This is a genomic window from Variovorax sp. EBFNA2 (assembly GCF_033802765.1).
Classification (GTDB): domain Bacteria; phylum Pseudomonadota; class Gammaproteobacteria; order Burkholderiales; family Burkholderiaceae_C; genus Variovorax; species Variovorax paradoxus_H.
On the sequence record NZ_CP138496.1, the window covers coordinates 5,159,733 to 5,185,450 of the forward strand.

A 25,718-nucleotide genomic window follows, 5' to 3' on the forward strand; every position below is an offset into this window, starting at 1 on the left:
CCGGATACCGCCTCAGGCCCCTTCGCCCCGAGACTCATCCCCATGCCCGGCGCACCCTTCGCGCCGTGGCGCACCGACCTGCATGAGGAGTTTTGTATGAGTGCAATCCAGGACACAGTGGTTCTCGTCACCGGCGCCAGCAGCGGCATCGGCGAGGCGACGGCGCGGCGGCTCGCGCGGCGTGGCGCCCATGTGGTGCTCGGCGCGCGCCGCACCGAACGGCTGGCCGCGCTGGCGGCCGAGATCAACGCCACCGGCGGCTCGGCGAGCTTCCGGCGGCTGGACGTGACGCACCGGCCCGACATGGAGGCCTTTGCCGAGTTCGCCCTCGACACGCACGACCGCATCGACGTGCTCGTGAACGCCGCCGGCGTGATGCCGCTGTCGCCGCTGTGGCAGCGCAAGATCGAGGAGTGGGAGCTGATGATCGACGTCAACCTGCGCGGCATGCTGCTGGGCGTGGCGGCCGTGCTGCCGGCGATGCAGGAGCAGGGCTGGGGCCACATCGTCAACGTCGCGCCAGTGGCCATGGGCGGCGCGACGCCCGACTCGGCCGTGTACCACGGCACGCAGTACGCGGTGCAGGCGATCTCCGAAGGGCTGCGACGGGAACACGCGGGGCGTCTGCACGTCACGCTGGTGAGCCCCGACGTGGCCGAGGCTGCCGACCCGCTGGCCGAGCGCATCGCCGCGAGCTACACGTTCGAACGCATGCGCACGCGGCGGCGGCTGACGACGCCTGTCGAGGGCGTGGCGCGTGCCATTGCCGGAGCGATCGAAGGGGCGAGCTACGGCATGGCGGGCCCGGGTTGGCGCCCGGCCCCGACGCCACGGCCGAAGCCTGCAGAGCCGGTGTGCTGAAAGCCGGACGTCAGTAGCTCTTGTACGGCAGGAACTTGCCCGACAGCACCACGTTGACGCGGTCGCCCTTCGGGTCGGCCTGGCGCTGGATGTCCATGCTGAAGTCGATGGCGCTCATGATGCCGTCGCCGAACTCCTCGTGGATCAGCTCCTTGATGGTGGTGCCGTACACGCTCACCACCTCGTACCAGCGGTAGATCAGCGGATCGGTGGGCACGGGCGTGGGCAGCGAGCCTTTGTAAGGCACCACCTGCAGCCACTTCTGCTCCTCGGGCGTGAGGCCGAAGATCTTGCCGATGACCTTGGCCTGCTTGTCGTCGAGCGTCATCTGGCCGAGGCAGGCCGCGGTGGTCCATTCTTTCGAAAGGCCGACCTTCCTGGCCACGTCGGCCCACTGGATGCCCTTGGACACCTTGGCGGTGATGATCTTCTCGGTGACGTCGTTGCGGTTCATGCGGGTTGGCTCCTGGGGTTTGAAATGGATGCAACAGGACAAGCAACAGACATGCCCACCTGACTTGCTCCCTCTCCCCTCGGGGAGAGGGTTGGGGTGAGGGTGCGACGGCGATGGTGTGAGGCGTGGCTTTGCGAAGGCCGCAAGCCCTCACCCTAACCCTCTCCCGCAAGCGGGAGAGGGGACAAGACAGGAAGAGCTCAGCGCTCCCAGTGGAACTTGCGCTCCGACTCTGCAATCGGCTGATCATTGATGCTCGCGTAGCGCTTCTGCATCAACCCGTTCTCCGCAAACTCCCAGTTCTCATTCCCATGGCTGCGAAACCACTGGCCCGCGGCGTCATGCCATTCGTACTCGAAGCGCACCGCAATGCGGTTGTCCATGAAGGCCCACAGCGTCTTCTTCAGGCGGTAGTCGTGCTCGCGCTCCCACTTGCGCGACAGGAACTCCACCACCTGCTCGCGGCCATTGACGAAGTCGGCGCGGTTGCGCCACTCGGTGTCGGGCGTGTAGGCCAGGCTCACGCGAACCGGGTCGCGCGAGTTCCAGGCGTCTTCGGCGGCCTGGACTTTCTGGGTCGCAGATTCGAGGGTGAAGGGCGGCAGCGGCGGACGGGATTCCATGGCAGTCTTTCAGTCAAAGAAATGAAGTGATGAAGGCCCGCAATGTGCCACGAGTAGACAGACCTGTCTACATGCCTACAATCGCCGCATGGACATCTCTGCACTGCCCGCACGCGAGCGCATCCTGCTCACGGCGCATGAGCTCTTCTATGCCGACGGCATCCGCGCCACCGGCATCGACCGCGTGATCGCCGCGTCAGGCGTCACCAAGGTCACCTTCTACCGGCACTTCCCCTCGAAGGACGACCTGGTGCGTGCCTTTCTCGCGCATCGGCACGGCGTGTGGATGGCCTGGTTCGTCGATGCGCTGGGCCGGCGCGATGCGCAGCAGCGCATCGCGCAGGGGCAGGCGCTGCCGGTGCTGGCCGACGTGATGGCCGAGTGGTTCGCCGACCCGCTCTTTCGGGGCTGTGCCTTCATCAACTCGGTGGTGGAAGTCGGTGCCAGCGTGGCCGGCGCCGCCGACATCGCACGCGAGCACAAGCGCGAGATGGTCGAGGTGATCGCCGGCCTGCTGCCCGACGGCCCGCAGCGCATGGCCATCGCGCAGGCGGCTGCGCTCGGCGTCGACGGCGCCATCGTCAAGGCGCAGATGGGCGATGCGGCGCTGGCGCGCGAGGCGGTCGACGACCTGCGGCGGCTGCTCGATGCGCTCGTCGCCCTTCGATAACATCGCATCGCTCACTCTCTCCCCCCAAAAACACATGGCATCGACGCGACTCCCCTCGACCCAGGGCCTGCAGGCCTTCGAGGCCGTCGCGCGGCTGCGCAGCGTGAACGTCGCGGCCGAGGAGCTCAGCGTCACGCCCAGCGCGGTCAGCCACCGCATCCGGCAGCTCGAGACGCAGCTCGAGCTCAAGCTCTTCACGGGCAACGACTTCGGCCTGAGCGCCGACGGCGTGGCCTACCTGGCGCGCGTGCGCGAGGCCATTGCGGCGCTGCAGCAGGTGCCGGGGCGCGAGCCCGCGTCGCAGGTGCGACGGCTGCGCGTGGCGGTCACGCCCACCTTCTCGCGCCAGATGCTGCTGCCCCGGCTGGCCGAGTTCCGCGACGCCTACCCGACCATCGAGCTGATGCTGCAGGTGACCATGCCGGTGCGTAACTTCACGGCCGAAGACGCCGACATCGAGCTGCGCTTCGGCACCGGCCCGTTCCACGACCGCGAGTTCTGCCAGCTGCTGGCCGACGACGTCTCGCCGGTGTGCAGCCCGGCCTACCTGGAACGCCACGGCCCCTTCGACGACCACTTTTCGACCGACGCCGAGGTGGCGCGCGTGCAGCTGCTGCGCACGCCGCTGGAGTCGTGGCGCATCTGGTTCAAGGCCTGCGGCATCGGCCTGCCCGAGCCGGCCGTGGGCCACCAGTTCAACGACCTGGGCCTGGCGCTCGACGCCGCGGCCGAAGACTTCGGCGTGGTGCTCATGCACCTGCGGCTGGGCCGCGCCTGGATCGACAATGGCCGGCTGGTGCGCCTGTCGCCGCACAGCGCGCCCTCGCCCAACGCCTACTTCCTGTGCTGGCGCCCGGGCACCATGGAGCGCTGGGAATGCGCCACCTTCGTCGAATGGCTGCGCCAGGCGCTGCGCGAGCCGGGCTGAATAATTTTCAGACAAGGTGCGGGCTTTTTTCAGATGGCCGGCGCGTTTCCCCTGCAGACTCGACCCCCGGCGCTGCCGTGGCCTGCGTAGCCGGCCCGCCTTGACCCCCAATAACACCAGCCTGGAGACTTCCCCTTGCCCGACCTTTCCAAGATCACCTGCATCGAAGACCTGCGGGCGATCGCCCAGCGGCGCGTGCCGAAAATGTTCTACGACTACGCCGATTCCGGCGCCTGGACCGAGGGCACCTACCGCGCCAACGAGAGCGACTTCCAGAAGATCAAGCTGCGCCAGCGCGTGGCCGTCAACATGGAAGGCCGCTCCACGCGCACCACCATGATCGGCCAGGAGGTCGCCATGCCCGTGGCCATCGCGCCCACGGGCCTGACCGGCATGCAGCACGCCGACGGCGAAATCCTGGGCGCACGCGCGGCCAAGGCCTTCGGCATTCCGTTCACGCTCTCGACCATGAGCATCTGCTCGCTGGAAGACATTGCCGAGCACACCGACCGTCACCCCTTCTGGTTCCAGCTCTACGTGATGAAGGACCGCGACTTCATCGAGCGCCTCATCGACCGCGCCAAGGCCGCCAACGTGTCGGCGCTGCAGCTCACGCTCGACCTGCAGATCCTCGGCCAGCGCCACAAGGACATCAAGAACGGCCTGTCCACGCCGCCCAAGCCCACCATCAAGAACCTCATCAACCTGGCGACCAAGCCGCGCTGGTGCATGGGCATGCTGGGCACCAAGCGCCGCACCTTCGGCAACATCGCGGGCCACGCCAAGGGCGTGAAAGACCTGTCGTCGCTGTCGTCATGGACCGCCGAGCAGTTCGACCCGGCCCTGAGCTGGGCGGACGTCGAGTGGATCAAGAAGCGCTGGGGCGGCAAGCTGATCCTCAAGGGCATCATGGACGCCGAAGACGCGCGCCTGGCCGTGGCCAGCGGCGCCGACGCGCTCATCGTCTCCAACCACGGCGGTCGCCAGCTCGACGGCGCGCCCTCCTCCATCGCCGCCCTGCCGGCCATCGCCGACGCCGTGGGCAGCCAGATCGAGGTGTGGATGGACGGCGGCGTGCGCAGCGGGCAAGACGTGCTCAAGGCCCGCGCGCTCGGCGCACGCGGCACGCTCATCGGCCGCAGCTTTTTGTACGGCCTGGGCGCCTACGGCCAGGAAGGCGTGACGCGCGCGCTGCAGATCATTCACAAGGAACTGGACATCACGATGGCCTTCTGCGGGCGCACGCAGATCGATGATGTGAAGTCGGACATCCTGTTGCCGGGGACGTTCTGAGGGGCGGTTGAAGACTTCGCCCGGGGGCAGGTTGCGGCGGTTGAAAACCTCGCTCCCGGACATCGAGGGCGTGTGCGCATGGCGCTTTCGCTTGCGGGCCGATCGACACCCGCGCTGAGGGCCACCAACAAGGCCTTCACGCGCTTGTGTGACTTATTCCCCAACGGCGAAAGGTCAACTGCAAACGAAATACACACCTCGTTCGAACGTAGAAGATCGCCCTCCAAGATTCGGCCCTCAACAACAGGGAGGAATCTTGAAAAAAGCACGTTCCAACAACATTTCGCGCGCACGACTGCTTGCGATCGTTGCCGCAGTCGCAGCGATTTCCGCATGCGGCGGTGGCGGAGACGGCGGCGGCGCTCCCGCCTTTCCCATCTTGCCCATCGCTGAACCCGCCCCGCCGCCGACGCCGGCGCCCGTGTCGGACAGCTCGGGGCCTTGCTTCAATGAGGCCGACTTCCGCGAAGGCACGGTTGTGGAATTCGAGGCAGCCAAGCCAGGAACAGATCCGGCGACGCCCTCCTTCCGCAGAAAAGCGGTGATCGAAGCCCGCGAGGCGTTTGGCGGTGCGAATCCGATCGCGGTGAACGTGGGCTCGGAAACCTTCAAATCTCCGCAGTTTCAACAGAGCACCGTCAAGAAGGAATACAAGGACCTCGTGAACGGCAGCTTCCTGCTCTACGGAAAATCGACCACGTACAAGAACACGATCGATCCGTCGATGGCGTCTTCGGTGCCTCCCGGCTTTCCGCTGGAAAATATCAGTACGGTGTCCCAGACCTTCACGCCCCCGTTCGCGTTCCCGGTCAACATGGCACCGGGGCAGGTCGTCAGCCAACAATCCACGGCGGCGAAGACGTCGGTCCTCAACGGCCAGAGCGGCACGACCGTGTCACTGCCCGCAAGTGGAGAACTCACCTACCACGGCCGCGAGCAGCTGGAAACGCCCTTGGGCACGTTCAACACCTGCAAGCTCTCGCTCAAGATCACAGTGGGTGCGGCGGGGATCAGCAAGGACATCACGCGAGAGTTCTGGCTCGCAGCCGAAGGCCCGTATCGCGGCCAGCTGCTGAAGGGCGGCGATACGAAGACGTCGATGGTTGTGACGAAGATGACCTACGTGCCCAAGTAAGCACGACGGGTTTTCAGTCTCTGTCCACGGACCTTTCGGGGTCCGTTTTCGTTGATGGCGATCGCGCAGCCCTCTTGCCGAGCAAGGTCTATTTGAACGGCAAACAAACAACGCTGCCTCGTCATGCGACGGAAGAGCTGGGTCTGGGACTGCGCATGCTCATCCTTCGCCAGTCAGGCGTGAACCCCAAGGGAAAATGAATGTTTAGTTACCCTGCAAGAATTGCGCGGGATGGTGATGGATTCGTGGTGTCGTTTCCAGACATCCCGGAAGCATTGACGGGCGCCAAGAGTCGAACGAAAGCGCTGGAGCTTGCACTGGACGCGCTCACCACTGCAATGGACTTCTATTTTGAAGATCGACGCCCGGTGCCTTTGCCATCTTCGTTGAAGCGAGGGCAGGTTGCCATCGACCTTCCCGCAAGCGTTTCAGCCAAAGTACTTTTGCTGAACGAGATGATTGCCCAAGGTGCGCGTCCCGCTGAGTTGGCGCGCCGAATGGATGCGAGGCCTCAAGAAGTCACCCGCCTCCTGGATTTGCATCACCCGACGAAGATCGATACGGTTGCCGCTGCATTGCAGGCCTTGGGTAAACGCCTGGAATTTTCTCTCGTCTGAAACGTCAAGCTGCATCTTCGGAATTGCAGTCTCCCCCGCCACGAACTTCCTGTGGCCTTCAGGCTCCATGCGGCCGTCAGCGGCGACCACGGCTGGCAGCGCCATGCCCGGCGGTCAGCCGCTCACTTCGTGAACAGCCGGAATGGTGCGCTCAACAGGCAGCCCAGCCAGAGCGTCGCCAACCCGTCCGACGCCTCGTCGTGCCAGCCGCTCTTGTCGCTCCAGAGCAGCGTCCTGTCATCGATGCTCACGCTCCACCTGGCATCCGGCAGCACGTCACGGCGAATCCGGTTGAGGCAAGCCACCCAATGACTGGCCCCCTTGTGCAGGGCGAACGCCTTGTTGTCGGGGAGTTTCGTGGCGCCTTCCAGCACCTTGCCCCCGGTGAGTCTGGACGCTTCGTAGAGCGTGAAAGTCTCCCAGTTGAGGCCCTTGCCTGAATGCGCGTGGCGGTCGGCTTCGTCGATCTTGTCGAAGGCCCCCACGATCGCCTCCAGGCGCTGCGCTTCCTCGGGGGTCAGGGGACTGTCGCGTCTTGCGTCGTAGTAGATGCTGAAGCTCATGGCGCCAATTTCTGATGAACAGGATCGGTGAGGGTAATGGCTCTGGGCTGCGCCTTGGTGCTTTCGATGCGGTTGGGCTGATGCGTTCACGATCGGTTTGCGATTGCCACGGTAAGCAAGCAACTTGCGTCACGGTCATTGCTGATTCCCGCGCGACCTGCTGCGTGTGCATGAGACCAGTCTCCCTATGATTTTGAGAGAGGCAACAACACTCCAACAGGGAGAGTAGAAATGACAGCACAAGACTTAGGCAGCACCACGCGAAGCGGCCCAATGAGTGCCGGCTCGCGGCTGGTGCTGAGCGTACTGTCGTGGGCCGCTTCGATCCCGGCCCTCAATGTCCTGCTCGGCGGCCTGGAGCGACGGCAGGCCCTGACATTGACAGGGACCGCGGTTGCACTCGTTGCCGCCGCCCTGCTCTTGTGGGCCGGGTTGATCTACTGGTGGCAGGTTCCAGCCACCCGCAGCATCGCAAGGCGCATCACGTATTTCATTGCGTACGTCGCCGTCACGGCCCTGCTGGGGCTGATCGGCTTATGGGCCGCCTTCTGGGCCACCGTTGCCATCTACGGGCTCTGAGCGTGCTGCGTGCTGCCCGATGGTGCGGCGAACCAGTCGCACCACCGGGCGGCTGACGTCAGCCGTCAAGCTCAATCCGCGTACACCCCCGCCGCCTTGATGATCGGGCTCCACTTCGCGATCTCCGCCGCCACGAACTTCTTGTGGCCCTCGGGGTCGATGCGGCCGTCGGTGGCGACCACGGCGCCGAGCGCTTCTTCGCGCTTGATGAAGTCCGCGTCTTTCAGTGCCAGCTTCAGCGCATCGCTGATCTTCTTGAGCACCGGCGCGGGCGTGCCCTTGGGCGCGTACAGGCCGTGCCAGATCGTCACCTGGAAGTTCTTCAGGCCGGCCTCGTCGAGCGTGGGCAGGTCTTTCAAGAGCGGCGTGGTCAGGCGCTTGGGCGTGGTCACGGCGTAGGCCTTGACCTTCTTGGCTTCGATCTGCGGCGAGGTGTTGGTGCTCTGGTCGCACAGCAGGTCGATCTGGCCGCCGATGAGGTCGATGATGGCGGGCGCCGTGCCCTTGTAGGGCACGGGCGTCATCTCGGTCTTCATGGCGCTCTGGTAGAGCAGGCCGCACAGGTGCGAGGCCGAGCCGATGCCCGCGTTGCCCAGGTTGATCTTGCCCTTGTTCGCAGCAATCCAGGCCGTCAGCTCCTTGTAGTTGGTGGCCGGCAGGCTGGGCTTGGCGATGAGCGTCATCGGCACGTCGTTGACGATGCCCAGGTACTCGAAGTCGGTCTCGACCTTGAACGGCACGTTGCGCACCAGCGTCGGCACGGTCGCCATCGCGATGTGGTTGAGCAGCAGCGTGTAGCCGTCGGGGTTGGCACGCGCGACCTTGGCCGCGCCGATGGAACTTCCCGCGCCGGGCACGTTGTCGATGATGACGCTGGCACCGCCCAGCGGCTTGCGCAGCGCCTCGGCCAAGTCGCGCGCCACACGGTCGGTCGGACCGCCGGCCGCGAAGGGCACGACGATGGTCACGGGCTTGCCCGCGGGGAAGTCTTGCGCGTGGGCGCACACGGCAAGGGCCACCACCGCGAGGGCGAACAGTTTTTTCATCAGAGTCTCCGTCAAGGTCAAAAAGAAAATCAGGGCGCGCGCGAAGGCACGCGGCTTTCGAGCGGCGGGGGTTGCCACTCGGGTTGGATGTGGCAGCCGTTCTTGCCGTCGGTGTCGTAGCGCGGCTTGAGCGACGCGCAGCGTTGGGCGAGGCTCTGGGGCGTGGGCTTCTCGCCGGTGTCGATCCAGTCGAGCAATGCGCCGAAGAGCGCGGGGTACTCCGAATCGCTGAGGTAGCTGTGTTCGCGCTCGGCGCTGAAGCTCTGCACCAGATGGCCGCCCGTGCCGGCCGCGTCGCGGATGCGGCGGTAGGCGTTCTCGAGTTCGACGAAGGCGGTCGGGTCGTCGATGGCATGCAGGCCCACGGTGGGCAGCGAGGTGCGGCCGGTGGGCTGGCTGTCGGCCGCGAGCGCGCCTTGCGCCTGCGGGTCGGCCACGTAGCGCAGCACGCCGGCATTGAGCGCCGCATCGTCTGTCGAGCCGCTGTAGACCACGCCGATGTTGCCGAAGGGGTTGCGACCATTCAGGCGCTGCTGCACGAGGTCCTGGAACAGCCACGTCGCCCAGTTGAGGTGGCCGACCAGCGAGCGCTCGGGGATCTTCACGACCGACAGGATCGTCTTCAGCCGCGCCGCCTGCTCGGGCGTGCGCTGCGCGGCGGGCGTGCCGACGCCGGTGCAGTCCTTGACGCGCGCGGCGAGGTCGGCGCGCGTGAGCTTCGCGTCCATCGGCAGGCCCATCCACAGCGGGTACTGCGGCTCGTCGGGCTTCGGATGGTTGCGGCAGACGTACTGGTACACCACGCGCAGGTCGAGCCGGAAGTCGTAGGCGCTGTTGCCGCCGCCGAGCACACCGCTGGTGAGCAGCAGGCCGTCGTAGGGACTCTTCGCATCGCCCACCGGCGCATAGAGTTCGGCCGCCTTCGCTGCCACGCCCGCGCCGTAGCTCTGCCCGTGCAGCAGCGTGCGCTTCGGCTGGCCGAAGTGGCGCACGACGATCTGCCGCAGCCGCTCGGTGTCTTCGGCCGCCATCGTCACGCCGTAGCCGCCGCGTCGGTAGGTGGAGCCGGCCCATGCATAGCCGGCCTTCACGGTGATGGCCCAACGCTTCAGGTCTTCTTCGCTGCGCGCGAGCTTGGGCGCGCCGGTCTCCGGTCCGCCGTGCGCGTGCATCACGAGCACGCCGCGCTGCCAGTCTTTGGGAATGGCGATCCAGTAGAAGGCGCCCGTGCCGTCTTCACCGGTGTAGCAGCGGGCGGTCTCCGGCACGGGCGACGGGCAGGCCGTGGGCTTGGGCGCGGTGGCGGGTGCCGCCTGCGCGGACAGCAAGGGCGCCGCGCCGAGCAGTGCGAAGGCGGCCAGTTGCGAGAGGTGTTTTTTCAATGGCGTACTCCGAGGTCCAGCGCCGCGTTCGTTCCGTCGGTGGTGACGAACGCCATCACGCCGCTGTTGAAGATGAAATGGCCTGGCCGGCCGGCGCCGGCTTGCGCCACGCCGAGCACCGGTGTGTCGTAGCCCAGCGTGGTGGCCGCGCCGCCGAGGTTGAAGGCGGTGGCGACCACGGTGGCTTCGCGGCTCTCGCCCTTCACGCTGGCCATGGCATAGCTGCCGTCGGCCGCGCCAGGCATGAGCGTCTGCTGCACCGCCAGCAGGCGCAGGCCCGGCTGGATGACGGTGGCCACGCCGCTGGTGGTGTCGGCCGCCGGCACGGCGGTGGCCACGCGGCGCAGGTACAGCGGCGTGGACACGCCGTTGACCAGCCCGATCACCACCGAGCCGGTGAGCGTGCCGCCGGTGGTCTCGGCGGTGCCGCTCGACGAGGTCGAGGTCGTGTACATGTCGAAGGCACCGCGCGCCGTGCTGTAGCTGAGGTAGCCCTTCTCGGTGTTCTTGCAGGTCTGGTCGTAGGTCATGAAGCTGTTCGACGCCGGGCTGCGGCAGAACTGGAAGGTGCCCGCGTTGCGCAGGCGCCCCGCCGACGAGAACGCCGCCGTGGCCCCCGCGCCGAGCTGCTCCACGCCGGCCGCATTGAAGATCAGCGACACCGTGCGGAAATCCGTCGACGGCGACACGTTCTGGAAGGTGTTCTGGAACGCCACCAGCGGCGAGAAGCCGGTGCCGCTCGGCGGGTTCACGCCGCCCAGCAGCACGCCACCGGCGCCGAAGCTGAACACCGCCCCGCTCTCGCCACTCGTGTAGCTGCAGCTGCCCTGCGACACGAGCGAGCCGGCGCGCTGCGTGCCGACCCGCGTGGGTTCGTGGCTCGCATCGATGGTGACGGTGTAGGCCATGCTGGCCGGGTCGATCTGCACCTGCAGTTCCTCGCCGAAGCTGTTGCCGCCTTTGTAGCGCGTTGCGCTCGCCGGCAGGTTCGGGCAGGCGAGCGGGTCGCCGACCTCGGTCACGCAGCTGAAGTTGACGGCCGCATCGAGGCTGCCGCTGCCGCGGTACTTGGGCCACGACGGAAACTGGCACAGCGGGCGCGTGCGGCCATAGCTGCCGGCCACGGCGTCCACCGCGACGGGCGTGGCGGGCGCGAGGCCGCCCTCGACCCAGCCTTCGAGCGCCGCGAGCGAGTCCCAGTTGGGAATGAAGCTGCCGGTGCCGTGACCCATGCCGGGCACGGTGTAGAAGCGCACGCTCTGCGTGACCGCGGCCTGGCCCAGCGTGGCGACGAGCTGCTGGTAGTAGTCGATGGTCGAGTTCGGGCTGATCACTTCGTCGGCCAGGCCGTGCAGCATGAGCAGCTTGCCGCCGCGCGCGAAGAAGGGTGCGAGGTTCGGGTCGGTCGCATCGGTGAGCTTCGACACCTCGGTCACGCGCGCCGTGTACGTGCCCGGGTTCTGCGGATCGAAGGTCAGCGTGTTGAAGACCGCATCGCGCGTGACGAAGAACTTCACCCACTGGTCGCCGGTGACGTACATGTTGGCGTCGGCCGAGGTGGCCGGGTTGCCCGGCACCTTGCGTGTGCCGAGGTCGCGCGTGGTGTACGGGCCCGCCACGAGCGCGCCCTCGAGAATGTTGTAGCCGCCCGCGCGCTTCACGCCGTTGGCGAGCGAATAGCTCGTGAACTCCAGCGGCGACTCGATGGCGTGCACCGTGTCGATCTGCGCGTCCGACAGGCAGGTGTCGGCCGTGTCGGCGCCGTTGGCGCAGCGCAGCGACGCGAGGATCTGCGTGTTGAGCTGGCGGCAGCTTTCGACGTTGCTCACGATGCTGTCGGCCGCGCCGTCGAGCTTGTCGCAGGCCTGCATCGCGGCCTTCTGCACCAGCAGCGTCTCGGTGAGGTTGAGCCAGCCCGCGGCGCTGTTGTTGTACAGCGCGCGGCCCACCGCCACGTTCGACAGCCGCGTGCCGGTGTAGTTGAGCGCGGGCTCGTTGGCGATCACGCCGTCGTAGTCCTGCGGCCAGCGCTGGATGTAGCCGAGCGCGTCGCGCCCGCCGGTCGAGGTGCCGAGAAAGTAGGCGTGCTTGGGCTTGACCGCGTAGCGCGTGAACACCAGCGCCTGCGCCACGTCGCGCGTCTTCTTGAGCGACTGGCCGCCGTAGTTGGCCAGCTGCTCGTCGTTGGCCGCGAACTTGCCGTCGGTGATGCTGCTCGACTGGTGGCCCGAGTCGTCGCCGTAGGTCGCGTAGCCCAGCGCCAGCGGTGCGGGCTTGCCGGCGGGGCCGAAGCGGATGACCTCGGTGCCGTCGATGAGCACGCCGTCGAAGCCGCCGCCGCCGAAGTGGATGGTCTTCTGGTTCCACTGCTCGGGCAGGTTGACCGCGAAGTGGATGAGCTGCGAGGCCGGATCGACCGGCGCGATGGTGCCGCGCACGCGGCAGTGGTCGCCCAGCGTGTTGCCCGCGTCGCCGGCGGCCACGGGCGTGGCGCTGGTGACGGTCGCGCCCTGCGTGGGCAGGCTGATGAGGGAGGCGGGCAGGCTCTTGCCGGCGAGGTCGGCGCAGGCCACGACGGGCAGCACCGGAGGAGGCGCCGTGCCGGGCGGGTCCTCGGCAGGCGGGTTGTTGCCGCTGGCGGGCGGCGGGGTCGGCAGGAAGAAGCCGGGGCTTCCTCCTCCCCCGCTGCCGCCACCGCAGGCGGCCAGGACCAACGACGCGCCGATCAGCGCAACGACGACACGAAACTTCGAGGCAGGGCGCGGTGTGCGCATGGATTTGTCTCCGGCATGCAGCCTCGGTGGGCTGCTTTTTTGAACAGGCGGCCGGACGATAGATTCCGTGTGACCTAGGGTCAAATAAAATAACAAGGCCTATTCAATACAAAAAACATATGGACATACGCGCGCTGAGGTACTTCGTGGCCGTGGCCGGCACCGGCCACATGACGCGCGCCGCCGAGCAGCTGGGCATCCAGCAGCCGCCGCTGAGCCTGCAGATCAAGGCGCTGGAGCGCGAGCTGGGCGTGCTGCTGTTCAAGCGCCATCCGCGCGGCGTGGCGCTCACCGACGCCGGCCGGCTGTTCCAGGCCGAGGCGCTGCGCATGCTGCAGGACATGGAGGCCATGAAGCAGCGCATGGCGCGCGTGGCCCAGGGCCAGACCGGCACGCTCGCGGTCGGCTTCACCAGCTCGGCCGCGGCGCACCGCTTCATGCCCGAGGCGCTGCGCGCGTTCCGCCGCGCGCACCCCGGCGTGGAGCTGCAGCTGCGCGAAGACAACGCCGCCGAACTCACCGAGGCGCTGGCCGCGGGGCGGCTGCACTGCGGCCTGCTGCGCGTGCCGGTGGCGCGGCCCGAGGGGCTGGTGTTCGAGACGCTGCTGCGCGAGCCGGTGCGGGTCGCGATGCCGAGCGACCACCGCTTCGCACCTACAAATGGCAAGAAGCCGGCGAAGCCACTGTCGCTGTCGAAGCTCTGCGAAGAAGGCATCATCCTCGTGCGCCGCCCGGGCGCGCCCGGCCTCTATGCCGAGCTGCTCGCGCTGTGCCACGCGCAGGGCCTGCGCCCGCGCGTGGTGGCCGAAGTCGATCGCATGATGACCAACCTGAACCTCGTGGCCGCGGGCGTCGGCCTGTCGGTGGTGCCGACCTCGATGACCGGCGTGCACGCGCACGCCATCGCCTACACGCGGCTGGCCGACGGCGGCCAGCTCGATGCGCCGCTCACGCTGGTGTCGCGCGCGGACGAAGACAACCTGCCGGCGCGGCACTTCGCGGCGCTGCTGCGTGGGCTGGCCGAGGGGAAGCCCGTCGCATGACCCTGCCGCTGTTGCGCCGCCATTTCCTGCAACGCGTCGGCGTTGGCCTTGCAGCCGCGTGCGCATTGCCGCGCTTGTCGCACGCGGCCTCGTCGCCCTGGCCCAGCCGCCCCGTGCGCCTGATCGTGGTCTACCCGCCGGGCGGCGTGAGCGACGGCATGGCGCGCGCGCTGGCCGAGCCGCTGGCGCAGTCGCTGGGCGTGCCGGTGCTCATCGAACACCGCGCCGGCGCGGGCGGCAGCCTGGGCATGGACGCGCTCGCACGCGCCACGCCCGACGGCCACACGCTGGCTTTTTCCGCCATCAGCCCCCTCACCCTGCACCCGCTGCTCGCGCGCGCGCCCTACGACCCGCTGCGCGCCTTCGCGCCCGTGGCCAGCGTGATGCGCACGCCGGTGCTGGTCGTCGGCACGCCGGCGTTCGCGGGCCGTGGCTTTGCGGAGTTGATCGCACTGGCGCGTCGCCAGCCCGGCGCGGTGCGCTGGGCCACCTCGGGCATGGCGACCATCGGCCACATGGTGCTGGCGCAGGTGCGCCTGCAAAGCCGCACCGACATCACGCACATCCCCTACCAGGGCGGCGGGCCGCAGCTCAACGATGCGCTCGGCGGGCAGTTCGAGGTGCTGTCGACCAACGTCGCGGCGCAGCAGCTGCAGTACATCGAGAGCGGCCGGCTGCAGGCGCTGGCCGTCGGCGCGCCCGCGCGCATCGAGGCGCTGCCTGCGGTGCCCACGCTCGCGGAGCTGGGCTACGAGAAGGCGAACCGCGATTCGCTGTTCGGCATCTTCGCGCCCGCGCGCACGCCGGCGGCGGTGGTGCAGCGCCTCAACGCCGAGATCAACCGGCTGCTGCAGGGCGACACGCTGCGCGCGCGCCTGCGCGAGGCCTACAACCTGCCGGCCGAAGGAAGCATCGACGACTTCGCGCAGGAGATTGCGGCGGAACGGCGGCGCAACCGCGCGCTGGTGGCGGGCGCCCGGGCGCAGTTCGATTAGGGCTGCGCGGCCGTCCAGCCGAAGCCCGCGTACCAGGGGCTGAAGCGCGAGGGGCGCTGTTCGATGTCGACCTGCTTCACCGCGCTGGCCAGCGCCGACGACACGTTGCGCAACGCCGTCACGGTCCATGCGCGGTCGAGCTGCTTGAGCAGGCGCGCCTCGCAGCCGGGGCTCTCGCGCAGGCCGACCGGCGCCAGGCCCAGCTGCACGGCGACGTGCCCCTGCGCGGCGGCGCGTTCCCAGAGCACGCGCCGGCGCTCGGAGCCCAGCAGTGTCAGCTGGCGCAGTTCGTACTCGCCGGCCGGCAGCACGCCGGGCACGGCGTTCACCTGCAGGCGCACGTCCTTGCCCAGGCCGTTCCGGTCGGCGTCGAAGAGCCACTCGAAGTGATCGGTGGGCACCTGCGCCTGGATCGCCATCAGGCAGGGCGCGGGCAAGGGTTGCGTGCCCCGCAGCGTCTGGCGCGTGAGCACCATCAGCTCGGCGGTCTTCGACACCAGCGACAGCGGGACCGGTGCCTGGTCGCCCGTCACGATCCGTGCGTCGATCGCGGCAGGCAGCGCCGGCACGGTGGCGGCGTCGGCCGCGTGCGCCAGCACCTGCGGAAACAGCGGGGGCAGCGTCCTGCCGCTGCCGAAGCTCTCGCCCGTGGCGATCTCCAGGCGATCGGCGGTCAGGCGGTAGTAGCTCGGCAGCGTCGCCTTCACGCCGTAGCCGCCGCGGCGCGTGGTGACGCGTTGGTAGAACTCGCGCGACGTGCTCGTCAGCAGCGGCTGCAGTGCGCGCACCAGTTCCTGGCGCTGCGCGTCGCTGACCTCGTTCAGATCGATGCGGATGCGGTTCGACGGGTAGGTGAAGAGCTTGGCCATGCCCCGCTCGAGTTCCGCCTTGTCCGGCGCGCGCGTCACATAGAGAACGAAGCCGCCCACGAGCGCGGCAACGCAGGTCGCCAGCGTGAAGTAGCCCGCGAACTTGAAGAAGCGCCCGGCCGCCCGGGAGCTCATCCGCCGCTCCAGTGCCCCGAAGACCCGCAGCAGGACGACGCCGACGATCACGACGCCGACCATCAGCAGCACCACGGTGGCCGCGTTGAAGGCGAAACTCAGAAAGCCCATGCCGCTGCGTTCAGGCGCAGCGCCCGATGACTCCCGACAACGCGTCAGTCCTCCGCGCGCCAGAGCCGCGGATAGTCGCGCACGAAGCCTTCGGCCGTGACGGCCAGCACCTCTGCGTAATCGAAGCGCTTGGCCTCGTACGCGTACGTGCTGTCGCTGCGCCGCTCGTAGCGCTGCATCAGCTCGCTGAGCCCGCCGTCTTCGATATCGACCCAGGCCGCCGGCGCATCGGCACTTTCGCCCGTGGCAAGGTTCAGGCGGCGCAGCTGCAGCAGGTTGGTGGCGGGCGTGAAACCCAGGTCGAGGTCGACGCAGTGCGACATGTCGGACACCGCTTCGTCGTTGAGCTTCCAGTGGCCGCGCGCGTCGCGCGTGATCGACAGGTCGATGGCCGATTCGCCGAGCCAGCCGCGCACCGTGCCCCATTGCGTGTGCCAGAGCAGGTCGCAGCGCACGCGGTAGTGCAGCTGTGCGATGCGACCGCCTTCGGTGCGGAACACCGCCGCGCCGTCGAGCTGCCAGGCCGAGGCGTTGCGTTCGAGGCGACAGGCATCGTGGCCCGGTGCATCGAGCCTGCGCCAGAGGATGGAGGCGACGGTTTGCATATGGCGCGGATCATGGCACCGGCATGCCGCGGGGCGCAAGCGGCATCCCGCAAAATGCCCTGCATGTCGAAAGCCCTTTCCGTGTCGCTGTCTGCCCTTTTCACCCTCCTGATGGCCAGCACCGGCCACGCGGCCACCGCGCTGAAAGACGGCGACATCATCTTCCACACCTCGCGCTCGGCGCAAAGCGTCGCCGTGCAGCGCGCCACCGGCTCGCGCTACAGCCACATGGGCATCGTGCTGCTGCGAGAGGGCAAACCCTACGTGTTCGAGGCCGTCTCGACGGTGCGCTACACGCCGCTGGCGCAATGGACGGCGCGCGGCAACGGCGGGCAGTACGTGGTGAAGCGCCTGCGCGACGCCGGCACGCGGCTCACGCCCGGCGCCGTGGCGCGCCTGCATGCGCGCACGTCCGACTTCGCGGGCCGTCCGTACGACCTGACCTTCGAGTGGTCGGATTCGCGCATCTACTGCTCGGAACTGGTGTGGAAGCTCTACGACCGCGCACTGGGCGTGCGCATCGGCGAGCTGCAGAAGATCCGCAGCTTCAACCTCGCCGACCCGGCCGTGCGCGCGAAGATGCGCGAGCGCTACGGCGACGCCGTGCCGATGGACGAGCCGGTGATCTCGCCGGTGGCGATGTTCGACTCGCCGCTGCTGGTGACGGTCGAATCGCGTTGAACCCGCGCCGACCCGTTACTGCACCGCAGCCAGCACGCTGTCGAGAAACTGCTTCGCCGTCGTGCCGAAATCTTCAGGGATGTAGTCGCGCGAAAAGTCGCGCGCAAAGGCCGCCTCGATGTCGTCGCGCGAACCGAGGTAGTCCGCAATCTCGGCACGCAGCGCGGCCAGTTCGGCCGGGGTGCTCGACTCGCGGTACGAGGCCATGATCTCGGCGCCGGTTTCGCCGAAGAGGATGTCGGCGTCCTGGCCGAAATAAACCTTGGTGAGGTGGTCGATCAGTTCGAATCGCATCGTGGGTCGTGAGGAAGAAATGTCGGGACGGCCGGCCGTCGTATGTCTGCAGTGCGCCCCGTCGTCCCGCGGGTGGGGATTGAAACTCCGCCGCATTCTTGCACGCGACACGGGCGCGGGCGAACATGCGCCGAGAGCGAGACAATTGTCACCGTGAGTTCCCAGCCAGCGCCCCCCGCCCCTCCGATCCGCCGCATCGCCCACCTCGACATGGACGCGTTCTACGCGTCGGTCGAGCTGCTGCGCTATCCGCAGCTCAAGGGCCTGCCGGTGGTGATCGGCGGCGGCCGGCGCCGCGTCGACGAGGCGATCCGCGACCTGCCCGAAGGCGCCACGCTGGCCGACATTCCCATCGAGGCCTTTCCGCGGCTGAAGGACTACACGGGGCGCGGCGTGATCACCACCGCCACCTACCCCGCGCGGCAGTTCGGCATCGGCTCGGCCATGGGGCTCATGAAGGCCGCCAAGCTGTGCCCGCAGGCGCTCATCCTGCCGGTCGACTTCGACGAGTACCGGCGCTTTTCGCGCACCTTCAAGCAGGTCATCCTGGAGATCGCGCCGCTCATGGAAGACCGCGGCGTGGACGAGGTCTACATCGACTTCACCGACGTGCCCGGCGGCCAGCGCGACGGCGGGCGCTCGCTGGCGCGGCTGATCCAGAAAGCCATCTTCGACGCCACGGGCCTCACGTGCTCCATCGGCGTGGCGCCCAACAAGCTCATCGCCAAGATGGCCAGCGAGTTCGAGAAGCCCAACGGCATCTCGGTGGTCTACGAACACGACCTCGAAACCCGCATCTGGCCCCTGCCCTGCCGCAAGGTGAACGGCATCGGGCCGAAGGCCGACGAGAAGCTCAAGCGCTTCGGCATCGAGACCGTGGGCCAGCTCGCGGCGCGCGAGCGCGGCTGGCTCATCGACACCTTCGGCAAGGCCACCGGCGCGTGGATGCACGAGGTGGCCTGGGGTCGCGACAACCGCCCCGTGGTCACCGAGAGCGAGCCCGTGTCGATGAGCCGCGAAACCACCTTCGAGCGCGACCTGCACGCCGTGCGCGACCGCGCCGAGCTGGGCGCGATCTTCACCCACCTGTGCGAGAAGCTGGCCGAAGACCTGCAGCGCAAGGGCTACGTGGGCAAGACCATCGGCATCAAGCTGCGCTACGACGACTTCAAGATCGCCACGCGCGACCAGACCATCGACCGCTACACCGACGACGGCAAGACCATCCGCCAGATCGGCGGGCAGTGCCTCAAGCGCGTGCCGCTGGAACGCCCGCTGCGCCTCTTGGGCGTGCGCGTGGGCGCGCTGGCCAAGGCCGGCAGCCCCGAGGCGACGGCGCCCGCCGCAAGCGCCCGCGGCGCGGAGCCGGTGGCGACCACGGCGTCGCTCTTCTGACACTTTCCCAATGCTCCGACGCTGGCTGCGACGCATCGCCCTCACACTGCTGGGGCTGCTGCTCGCGATCACGTTGTACGGGGCCGTGGCCTGCGCGCTGGTCTTCCTGCCGGCGAACGCGAAACCACCGGCCGAGCCGCCGGCCGTCGAGGCCTGGGTGCTGAGCAACGGCGTGCACACCGACCTGGTGTTTCCGGTCCGCTCGGCCACGGTCGACTGGCTGCAGCTCTTTCCGCGGTCCGACTTCAAGGCGCCGCCGCCCGATGCCGAGTTCGTCGCCATCGGCTGGGGCGACCGCGAGTTCTACCTGCACACGCCGACCTGGGCCGACCTCACGGCCGCGCGCGCCTTCGGGGCGCTGTCGGGCGGCAATCGTTCGCTGCTGCACGTGACCTACCTGCAGCGCGCGCAGCTGCGGCGCGGGGCCTACAAGCTGCCTCTCTCGCAGGCGCAGTACGCGCAGCTCGTGGCCCACGTGCGCGCCACGCTGCCCTCAGGCCGCGCCACGCCGATCGCGGGTGCGCACTACGCGAATGACGATGCCTTCTACGAAGCGAAAGGCAGCTACCACCTGTTCGAGACCTGCAACACCTGGACCGGCCGCGGCCTGCGCCAGGCAGGCGTCACGGTGAGCCGATGGACGCCGTTCGACTTCAACGTGACGTGGCATCTGCAGCCCGTGCTGCAGCCCTGACGATCTTCAGGGCTTGGGCACGCCCGCCGACCACGTCGGCCAGTTCTTCACGATGTGATCGACCACGCGCGTGCCCACCAGCGCGATGTTCTCCACCGTCTCGGCAAAGCCGCCCGCCGTCTCGCCCGGGGCCGGGTCGAGGTGCTGCAGCGTGCTTTCCTTCGGGTTGCCCTGGTCGAAGTTGACCGCGCCGCGCAGGCTCATCACGCGGTCGGTGCCGTGGGTGCGCTTGATCACGAGGGTGATGGCGGCGGCTTCCATTTCGGTGATCACATAGTCGTCGGCGCCGTAGAGCTTGGCGATGTACTGCGCCTGCTTCGACATGCCGGGGCCGTGGAAGAAGGTGTCGCCCGTCATGTGCGTGCCGGTGCCCACGAAGGGCGCGCGGCGTGCGGCCGCGTCGGGATAGCGCAGGCGGTATTTGCGGGCCGATTCGGAGTCTTTCAGCGGCGTGTCGGCCGACAGCTTCATGGCCCAGCCGACGAGGTCGGGGTTGAGCTTGAAGCGGCGGTACTCCTCGTAGCCCTTGCGCGGCATGAAGGTGGGTTCGCCGGGTTTGTTCTCTTCGGGGGCCCAGCGGTGGCCGAGGTCGTAGTCGACGAGCCAGGTGGCCCAGCTCACCTCGCCGATGGTGCCGCGCTGGGGCGGCGTGCCGGCCACGCCGGAGATCACGTAGTAGGCCTGCGAGAAGTCGAACTGCGGGTTCAGCAGAATGGCCTGCATCGACGACGACGAGTTGACCTTGCCCATGCCCAGCACCGCGCCGCACACGCCGTCGGTGTTGCAGTACACGGGCTGCAGCGCACCGGGCACGGCCATCGGCTTGGCGCCCTTCCAGTAGCGCTCGTACCAGTGCTGGAACTCGCCGGCGCGGTCGCCGGTGTTCTGGCCGATCTCGAACATGGCGGCGACGAACACCTTCACCTTGACGGGCGCGCCGGTGGCTGCGGCTGCGCGGGTGTCGGCGGTGGGCGAGGTGGAGGCACAGGCCGTGGCAAGCAGCACGGCGCCGCACAGCGTCAGGCCGCGGGCGCCGAGGGAAAAGCGGCGTGAGTTGAGGAGGGACATGGGTGGAATCCGAAGAGAAAGAAGGAAGGGAAAGCGCACCTCGGTAACAGCGTGAGCATGCGGCGTCCTACACCGCACGATTGTCGATGCTGGCACAAGCGCGATGTCATGCCTTCGATGCAAACCCCATGCCGGCCCGCACCGGCGTCCGCCCTGCCCCTGGCCCGCGGCCTGGTCTACGTGAACCCCGGCATGCCGGGCATCCGCCGCCTGAAGTGGGGCGACAGCTTTCGCTACCGCGACGCGCAAGGCCGCTGGGTGCGCGACGCCGACACGCTCGCGCGCATCCGCAGCCTGGCGATTCCGCCGGCCTACACCGACGTGTGGATCTGCCCGCTGCCCCATGGCCACCTGCAGGCCACGGGCCTGGATGCGCGCGGCCGGCTGCAATACCGCTACCACCCCGACTGGCGCGCGCTGCAGGACGGCACCAAGTTCGAGCGCCTCGAAGCCTTCGGGCGCGCCCTGCCCCGCTTGCGTGCGCGCGTGGCGCGCGACCTGCGCGCCGGCACGAAGACCCCCGGGCGTGCGCAGGTCATCGCCACGCTGGTGCGGCTGCTCGACACCACCTTGCTGCGCGTTGGCAACGAGGCCTACGCGAGCAGCAACGGATCGTTCGGGCTCACCACGCTCCGCAATCGCCACGCGGCGGTGCAGGGCTCGGCGCTGCGGCTGCGCTTTCGCGGCAAGAGCGGCGTGGCGCACGAGGCGCGCGTCGACGACCCGCGCGTGGCCCGCGTGGTGCGCCAGTGCCAGCAGCTGCCGGGCCAGGCGCTGTTCCAGTACACGGACGAGGCGGGCGAGGTGCGCGGCGTGTCGTCCAACGACGTGAACGACTACATCGCCGAAGCCACCGACAGCGGCGACGGCGAGCGCTTCACCGCCAAGGACTTCCGCACCTGGCACGGCACGGTGCAGGCGCTGGAACTCACGCGGCTGGCCTGCGCGTGGGAAGGCGAAGAGCGCCGGCCCGGCGCCAGGGACATCCTCGCGGCCGTCGCGCGGCAGCTCGGCAACACGCCGGCGGTCTGCAAGAAGGCGTACGTGCATCCCGCCGTGCTGGCCCTGGGCGAGACACTCGCACGCGAGGACGACACGGCGGTCACCGGCACGCTGCTGGAGAAGATCGCGGCGCGCGCGGCGACCGCTGGCCCGGCCCGCGGACTGGTCGCGGCGGAGCGGCGATTGCTCGCCTTCCTGCGCGCGAAACGCCGCCCGGCTCAGCCGGCCGCGAGGCCGAAGCGCACGGTGTCGGCGTCGAGCACCACGGCATAGCCGAGGTCTTCGGCCAGGTTCTGCAATGCCACGGGATCGATGGCCAGGGCGCGCGGTGCACGGTGTGCATCGAGCACCGCGCTGGCGCCACCCTGCGCGCGCAGCTGCGCGTGCAGGCGCAGCGCGTCGGTGCCGTCGGCTTCGATGCGGATCGTGCCGGCTTCGTCCACGCCGTCGTGCAGGTAGCCCAGCGCGCCGAGGAACAGGTAGCGCAGCGCGGCGGCATTGGGCCAGCGGGGCTCGTCGGCCTGCGGGGCAGCGAGTGCTTCGTCGACCTCGAGCGTCACGCCGTGCAGGTCGAAGGCCGAACGCATCAGCGTCATGCATTGCGCGACCAGCGCGCTGCGCGTGACGCCGTCGTCGGTGGTGGCCAGCTCCCAGTCGCGCAGCGAGCGGATCGCACCGACCAGTTCGGACACCTGGCTGTCGATGAGGTTCACGCGCTCCTCGCAGGCGGCACCGTCGACGGGATCGGCCGCCACCTGGCGCTTGAGCATCAGCACCGCCATGCGGATCACCGAGACAGGCGCGGTCATGTCGTGGCGAAGCGCCGGCAGCGCGCGCGTGAGCAACTCGTGGCGCACGCCGGCGGCGATCCAGCTGCGGGCGCTGGGCGAGGACTTCATTGCGGCGCGGCGGCCCGCAAGGGCACGCGGCCCGCAAGGCGGGAGGCGGCAGGACACACGGTCAAGGGAAGATTCCTGATGGCGGGAAACAAGCCCACGAGTATCGTGCCCGCTCCGCGCCGCGGCTGTAGGAGCCTGCCTACGCCCGTCCTGCGATGTGCGCCGCCGTGCGCTCAGGGCTTGCCGAGGTACGCGCGCACGTCCTTCACCTCGACCCCCGCCGCCGCGACGGCCGAGCGCAGCTGCGCCTCGGTGACGCCCAGCGTCTGGGTCCAGTAGCGGACCTCGTGGAGTTCATTGACGTTGATGCGGCTCGCATCCTGCGGTCCGCGCTTGCTCAGGTCATCGGCCATGGAAAGATCTCCTCGGTAGATGCTTTCACCATGGCACCCGATCGCGCCCTCCGTTAGAGGACACGGGCGCGCGCCCGTGCAGGAAAAGTCCGAAGCGCGTGCCGATGCGCTTCAGGACATGGCAGCGCGCGCCCGCGCCTGCAACTCCCGCTTGAGCAGCTTGCCGTTGGCCGTGGTCGGCATCGCGTCGATCACCTCGATGCGCGCCGGCCGCTTGTAAGGCGACAGGTGCTCGGCCAGGTGCGCGCGCAAGGCCGCCTCGTCGAGCGACGCGCCCGGGTTCAGCTCGACGAACGCGACGATCTGCTCGTTGCCGTCGGCCTCGGGCACGCCGACCACGGCGCACAGGTGCACGCCGGCAAAGCGGCCGATCACCGCCTCGACCTCGGCCGGGTACACGTTGAAGCCCGAGCGGATGATCATTTCCTTGAGCCGCCCGACCACGAACAGCGCGCCGTCGGCGTCGAACCGGCCGAGGTCGCCGGTGGCGTACCAGCCACCCGGGCGCATCACCTGCGCCGTGGCGGCCGCGTCGCGGAAGTAGCCCAGCATCAGGCCCGGGCCGCGCAGCCAGATCTCGCCGGTGTCGCCCGGTGCGGCTTCGGTGCCCTCGGCCGTGACGATGCGCCCCTCGCCGCCCTCGACCACGTAGCCCGCCGACGTGTCGGCGCGCGGCGCCTCGGTGCGCGTGAGGAACACCGACCCCGCGTACTCTGAAAGGCCATACCCGTAGTGCAGCGGCTGGCCGAACAACTGCTCCACGCGCTGCTTGAGCGCGGGGTCGAGCGGCGCCGAGCCCGTGTACACGTAGCGCAGATTCGGAAAGCGCGGCGCGAGCTGTTGCGCCTCGATGTGCGCCAGCAGCCGCGCGTACATGGTCGGCGGCCCGAGCAGGTTCGACACCTGCCCGTGCGCCAGCGCCTCGAGCATGTCGGCCGGCGAGAAGCTGGCGCGCAGCACCAGCGCGGCCCCGCCCGTGAGCGCGGCCATCAGCACGGTGCCGATGCCGAAGATGTGGGTCATCGGCAGGAAGGCGTAGACGCGGTCGTGCGTGTCGAGCGCGCGCACCGCCGCCGACACGCGGCCGAAGTGCAGCAGCCCGCGGTGCGACACCATCACGCCCTTGGGCGTGCCCGAGGTGCCTGAGGTGAAGATGATCGCGGCGGCATCGGCCAGCGCCGGGTCGGGCTCGGGGCGGGCTTCGGCGCGCGCGGCGGTGAACATCACGCCGGGCAGCGTGGCCTGCACGGCCGACGCGCGCTGTGCATGCGTGCGCGCCGCATCGGACGCGTCGGTGGTGAAGCCGCACAGCCGCGCGTCGGCACGCTCGGCGATGGCCGCGATCTCGCCCGGCGACATCCGCGCGTTGACGCCGCACGACCACGCACCCACACGGCTGCAGGCCAGCAGCAGCGCGATGTGGGCGGCGCAGTTCTCGGCCACCAGCAGCACGCGGTCGGTGGGCCGCACGCCGGCGGCGAGCAGGTCGTTCGCGGCGGTCTCGACCATGGCCTGCAGTGCGCCATAGGTGGTGGTGCCGTCAAGCTCGTACAAAAACACCGCGTCCGGCGTGCGGGCCGCGCGGTCTTCGAGAAGGTGATGAATGCGTGAGGGCTGCATCGGCTATTCCGCCTCGATGCCTTTGGACGCGCTGGCCCACAGCTTGCGGTCCGACACGCCCTTGGTGCCCAGCACCTCCGGTGCGCCCGCCCAGACCTCGTAGCCCTGCTCGCGCAGGCGGTGCGCGATGTCTTCGCGCGCCAGCATCTTCTGCGCCGCGGCGTTCACGCGCGCGACCAGCGCCGCATCCATGCGCGCCGGGCCGTACAGGCCGAACCAGCCGCCCACGTCGTAGCCGGGCACGCCCGACTCGATCATGGTCGGCACGTCGGGCAGCATGCGGTTGCGCTGGCGCGAAGTGACGGCCAATGCACGCAGCTTGCCCGACTGGATGAAGGGCCGCGAGGTGGCGATGATGTCGAACATCATCGGCACGGTGCCGGCCATCACGTCGGCCAGCGCCGGCGCGCTGCCCTTGTACGGCACGTGCGTGAGCTGCACGCCGCTCATCTTCTCGAGCAGCGCGCCGCTCAGGTGGTTCGACGCGCCCACGCCCGCCGAGCCGTAGAACAGCTTGCCGGGCTTGGCCTTCGCATACGCCAGCAGCTCGCCCACGCTGCGCACCGGCAGGTCGTTGTTGACCACGAGCACGTTGGTGTAGTCGACCAGCGGCGCCAGGGGCGTGAGGTCCTTCATCGGGTCGAAGGGCATGCTGCGCTGCACGTTCGGGTTGATGGTGATGGTCGGGCTCGCGCCGAAGAACAGCATCGCGCCGTCGGGCGGCGCCTTGGCGACCGCGTTGCCGCCGAGCGAACCCGCAGCGCCGGGCCGGTTGTCGACGATCACCTGCGTGCCCAGCTCCTGGCCCAGCGCGGGCGCCAGCAGGCGCGCGGCGCCGTCCACCGGCCCGCCGGCGGAATAGCCGACCACCAGCTTGATGAGCGGCGGCAGCGGCTGCTGCGCGAAGGCACGGTGCGGCAGTGCGGCGAGCGCCGCGCTGCCCGCCAGCGCGGCCATGAGCTGGCGGCGCGAAAAGAGTTCGAGGGATTGCATGAGCGTTGTCTCCAGTTGTGTATGTCTTCGGTCGCT

27 protein-coding genes are annotated in these 25,718 nt (G+C 68.8%); 13 read left to right on the forward strand and 14 right to left on the reverse strand.

From position 1 onward, the window contains the following. The first annotated feature begins 96 nt into the window (after nt 1-96). On the forward strand, nt 97-861 hold the full coding sequence (locus RZE79_RS24225; protein WP_319361278.1) for an SDR family oxidoreductase: 765 nt from the start codon (nt 97-99) through the stop codon (nt 859-861). A 10-nt stretch (nt 862-871) separates the two neighbouring features. On the opposite strand, the gene cynS is transcribed toward RZE79_RS24225, so the two are convergent. Next, a complete protein-coding gene (gene cynS / locus RZE79_RS24230) occupies nt 872-1,315 on the reverse strand; it encodes a cyanase (protein ID WP_319357165.1) in 444 nt (147 codons plus the stop codon). 200 nt (nt 1,316-1,515) lie between these two features. Further along, nucleotides 1,516-1,938 (reverse strand): nuclear transport factor 2 family protein, encoded by a 423-nt coding sequence (locus RZE79_RS24235; protein ID WP_319357166.1) that lies wholly within the window; start codon nt 1,936-1,938, stop codon nt 1,516-1,518. An 88-nt stretch (nt 1,939-2,026) separates the two neighbouring features. On the opposite strand from RZE79_RS24235, the gene RZE79_RS24240 reads away from it, so the two are divergent. The 5 genes from RZE79_RS24240 to RZE79_RS24260 all read left to right on the forward strand — a co-directional run bounded on the left by RZE79_RS24240 (nt 2,027) and on the right by RZE79_RS24260 (nt 6,581). After that, the gene (locus tag RZE79_RS24240; protein WP_153282407.1) at nt 2,027-2,608 is read left to right on the forward strand and encodes a TetR/AcrR family transcriptional regulator; all 582 of its coding nucleotides are present in this window, start codon (nt 2,027-2,029) and stop codon (nt 2,606-2,608) included. Nucleotides 2,609-2,642: 34 nt separating this feature from the next. After that, nucleotides 2,643-3,536: a LysR substrate-binding domain-containing protein gene (locus tag RZE79_RS24245; RefSeq protein WP_153282406.1), complete on the forward strand. Its 894-nt coding sequence runs from the start codon at nt 2,643-2,645 to the stop codon at nt 3,534-3,536. Between the two features lie 135 nt (nt 3,537-3,671). Further along, on the forward strand, nt 3,672-4,829 hold the full coding sequence (locus RZE79_RS24250; protein WP_319357167.1) for an alpha-hydroxy acid oxidase: 1,158 nt from the start codon (nt 3,672-3,674) through the stop codon (nt 4,827-4,829). Between the two features lie 256 nt (nt 4,830-5,085). Then, nucleotides 5,086-5,964: a hypothetical protein gene (locus tag RZE79_RS24255; RefSeq protein ID WP_319357168.1), complete on the forward strand. Its 879-nt coding sequence runs from the start codon at nt 5,086-5,088 to the stop codon at nt 5,962-5,964. 200 nt (nt 5,965-6,164) lie between these two features. Next, nucleotides 6,165-6,581: a type II toxin-antitoxin system HicB family antitoxin gene (locus tag RZE79_RS24260; protein WP_101493227.1), complete on the forward strand. Its 417-nt coding sequence runs from the start codon at nt 6,165-6,167 to the stop codon at nt 6,579-6,581. 122 nt (nt 6,582-6,703) lie between these two features. Here the strand turns inward: RZE79_RS24260 and RZE79_RS24265 are convergent, their stop codons facing one another. Next, nucleotides 6,704-7,144: a hypothetical protein gene (locus RZE79_RS24265; protein WP_319357169.1), complete on the reverse strand. Its 441-nt coding sequence runs from the start codon at nt 7,142-7,144 to the stop codon at nt 6,704-6,706. A gap of 231 nt (nt 7,145-7,375) precedes the next feature. Between RZE79_RS24265 and RZE79_RS24270 the strand changes: the two genes are divergently transcribed. Further along, on the forward strand, nt 7,376-7,723 hold the full coding sequence (locus RZE79_RS24270; RefSeq protein WP_319357170.1) for a hypothetical protein: 348 nt from the start codon (nt 7,376-7,378) through the stop codon (nt 7,721-7,723). 71 nt (nt 7,724-7,794) lie between these two features. Here RZE79_RS24270 and RZE79_RS24275 read toward each other — a convergent pair whose 3' ends face one another. The 3 genes from RZE79_RS24275 to RZE79_RS24285 are packed head-to-tail and all read right to left on the reverse strand — an operon-like array spanning nt 7,795 to nt 12,925. After that, nucleotides 7,795-8,769, reverse strand: a complete 975-nt coding sequence (locus RZE79_RS24275; protein ID WP_319357171.1) for a tripartite tricarboxylate transporter substrate-binding protein — start codon at nt 8,767-8,769, stop codon at nt 7,795-7,797. A gap of 29 nt (nt 8,770-8,798) precedes the next feature. Continuing rightward, nucleotides 8,799-10,151 (reverse strand): hypothetical protein, encoded by a 1,353-nt coding sequence (locus tag RZE79_RS24280; protein WP_319357172.1) that lies wholly within the window; start codon nt 10,149-10,151, stop codon nt 8,799-8,801. Then, nucleotides 10,148-12,925, reverse strand: coding sequence for a tannase/feruloyl esterase family alpha/beta hydrolase (locus tag RZE79_RS24285; protein WP_319357173.1), 2,778 nt, complete (start codon nt 12,923-12,925; stop codon nt 10,148-10,150). Before RZE79_RS24285 ends, RZE79_RS24280 begins: the two co-directional genes overlap by 4 nt. Nucleotides 12,926-13,044: 119 nt before the next feature. On the opposite strand from RZE79_RS24285, the gene RZE79_RS24290 reads away from it, so the two are divergent. Beyond that, entirely contained in the window at nt 13,045-13,968 is a 924-nt protein-coding gene (locus tag RZE79_RS24290) for a LysR family transcriptional regulator (protein ID WP_319357174.1), read from the forward strand. Beyond that, nucleotides 13,965-14,963: a tripartite tricarboxylate transporter substrate binding protein gene (locus RZE79_RS24295; RefSeq protein ID WP_319357175.1), complete on the forward strand. Its 999-nt coding sequence runs from the start codon at nt 13,965-13,967 to the stop codon at nt 14,961-14,963. Before RZE79_RS24290 ends, RZE79_RS24295 begins: the two co-directional genes overlap by 4 nt. Here RZE79_RS24295 and RZE79_RS24300 read toward each other — a convergent pair. Together RZE79_RS24300 and RZE79_RS24305 are read right to left on the reverse strand one after the other, a co-directional pair. Continuing rightward, the gene (locus RZE79_RS24300) at nt 14,960-16,078 is read right to left on the reverse strand and encodes a hypothetical protein (protein WP_319357176.1); all 1,119 of its coding nucleotides are present in this window, start codon (nt 16,076-16,078) and stop codon (nt 14,960-14,962) included. The two genes, RZE79_RS24295 and RZE79_RS24300, sit on opposite strands and share 4 nt — an antisense overlap. A gap of 44 nt (nt 16,079-16,122) precedes the next feature. Beyond that, entirely contained in the window at nt 16,123-16,683 is a 561-nt protein-coding gene (locus tag RZE79_RS24305; protein ID WP_319357177.1) for a putative glycolipid-binding domain-containing protein, read from the reverse strand. A 63-nt stretch (nt 16,684-16,746) separates the two neighbouring features. On the opposite strand from RZE79_RS24305, the gene RZE79_RS24310 reads away from it, so the two are divergent. Continuing rightward, the gene (locus RZE79_RS24310) at nt 16,747-17,364 is read left to right on the forward strand and encodes a YiiX family permuted papain-like enzyme (protein WP_319357178.1); all 618 of its coding nucleotides are present in this window, start codon (nt 16,747-16,749) and stop codon (nt 17,362-17,364) included. A 15-nt stretch (nt 17,365-17,379) separates the two neighbouring features. On the opposite strand, the gene RZE79_RS24315 is transcribed toward RZE79_RS24310, so the two are convergent. After that, the gene (locus RZE79_RS24315) at nt 17,380-17,658 is read right to left on the reverse strand and encodes a contact-dependent growth inhibition system immunity protein (protein WP_319357179.1); all 279 of its coding nucleotides are present in this window, start codon (nt 17,656-17,658) and stop codon (nt 17,380-17,382) included. Nucleotides 17,659-17,868: 210 nt separating this feature from the next. Between RZE79_RS24315 and dinB the strand changes: the two genes are divergently transcribed. Next, nucleotides 17,869-19,053, forward strand: coding sequence for a DNA polymerase IV (dinB, locus tag RZE79_RS24320; RefSeq protein ID WP_319361280.1), 1,185 nt, complete (start codon nt 17,869-17,871; stop codon nt 19,051-19,053). 10 nt (nt 19,054-19,063) lie between these two features. Further along, nucleotides 19,064-19,747 (forward strand): TIGR02117 family protein, encoded by a 684-nt coding sequence (locus tag RZE79_RS24325; protein WP_319357180.1) that lies wholly within the window; start codon nt 19,064-19,066, stop codon nt 19,745-19,747. Between the two features lie 6 nt (nt 19,748-19,753). On the opposite strand, the gene RZE79_RS24330 is transcribed toward RZE79_RS24325, so the two are convergent. Next, the gene (locus RZE79_RS24330) at nt 19,754-20,815 is read right to left on the reverse strand and encodes a purine nucleoside permease (RefSeq protein ID WP_319357181.1); all 1,062 of its coding nucleotides are present in this window, start codon (nt 20,813-20,815) and stop codon (nt 19,754-19,756) included. A gap of 108 nt (nt 20,816-20,923) precedes the next feature. On the opposite strand from RZE79_RS24330, the gene RZE79_RS24335 reads away from it, so the two are divergent. Beyond that, nucleotides 20,924-22,090, forward strand: a complete 1,167-nt coding sequence (locus RZE79_RS24335) for a DNA topoisomerase IB (RefSeq protein ID WP_319357182.1) — start codon at nt 20,924-20,926, stop codon at nt 22,088-22,090. On the opposite strand, the gene RZE79_RS24340 is transcribed toward RZE79_RS24335, so the two are convergent. From RZE79_RS24340 to RZE79_RS24355, 4 genes are all read right to left on the reverse strand, one after another. Next, nucleotides 22,036-22,716, reverse strand: coding sequence for a hypothetical protein (locus RZE79_RS24340; protein ID WP_319357183.1), 681 nt, complete (start codon nt 22,714-22,716; stop codon nt 22,036-22,038). The two genes, RZE79_RS24335 and RZE79_RS24340, sit on opposite strands and share 55 nt — an antisense overlap. A gap of 173 nt (nt 22,717-22,889) precedes the next feature. Then, on the reverse strand, nt 22,890-23,069 hold the full coding sequence (locus tag RZE79_RS24345) for a DUF3606 domain-containing protein (RefSeq protein WP_056572234.1): 180 nt from the start codon (nt 23,067-23,069) through the stop codon (nt 22,890-22,892). A 111-nt stretch (nt 23,070-23,180) separates the two neighbouring features. Continuing rightward, the gene (locus RZE79_RS24350; RefSeq protein WP_319357184.1) at nt 23,181-24,689 is read right to left on the reverse strand and encodes a class I adenylate-forming enzyme family protein; all 1,509 of its coding nucleotides are present in this window, start codon (nt 24,687-24,689) and stop codon (nt 23,181-23,183) included. Between the two features lie 3 nt (nt 24,690-24,692). Then, a complete protein-coding gene (locus tag RZE79_RS24355) occupies nt 24,693-25,682 on the reverse strand; it encodes a tripartite tricarboxylate transporter substrate binding protein (protein WP_319357185.1) in 990 nt (329 codons plus the stop codon). Nucleotides 25,683-25,718: the final 36 nt, after the last annotated feature.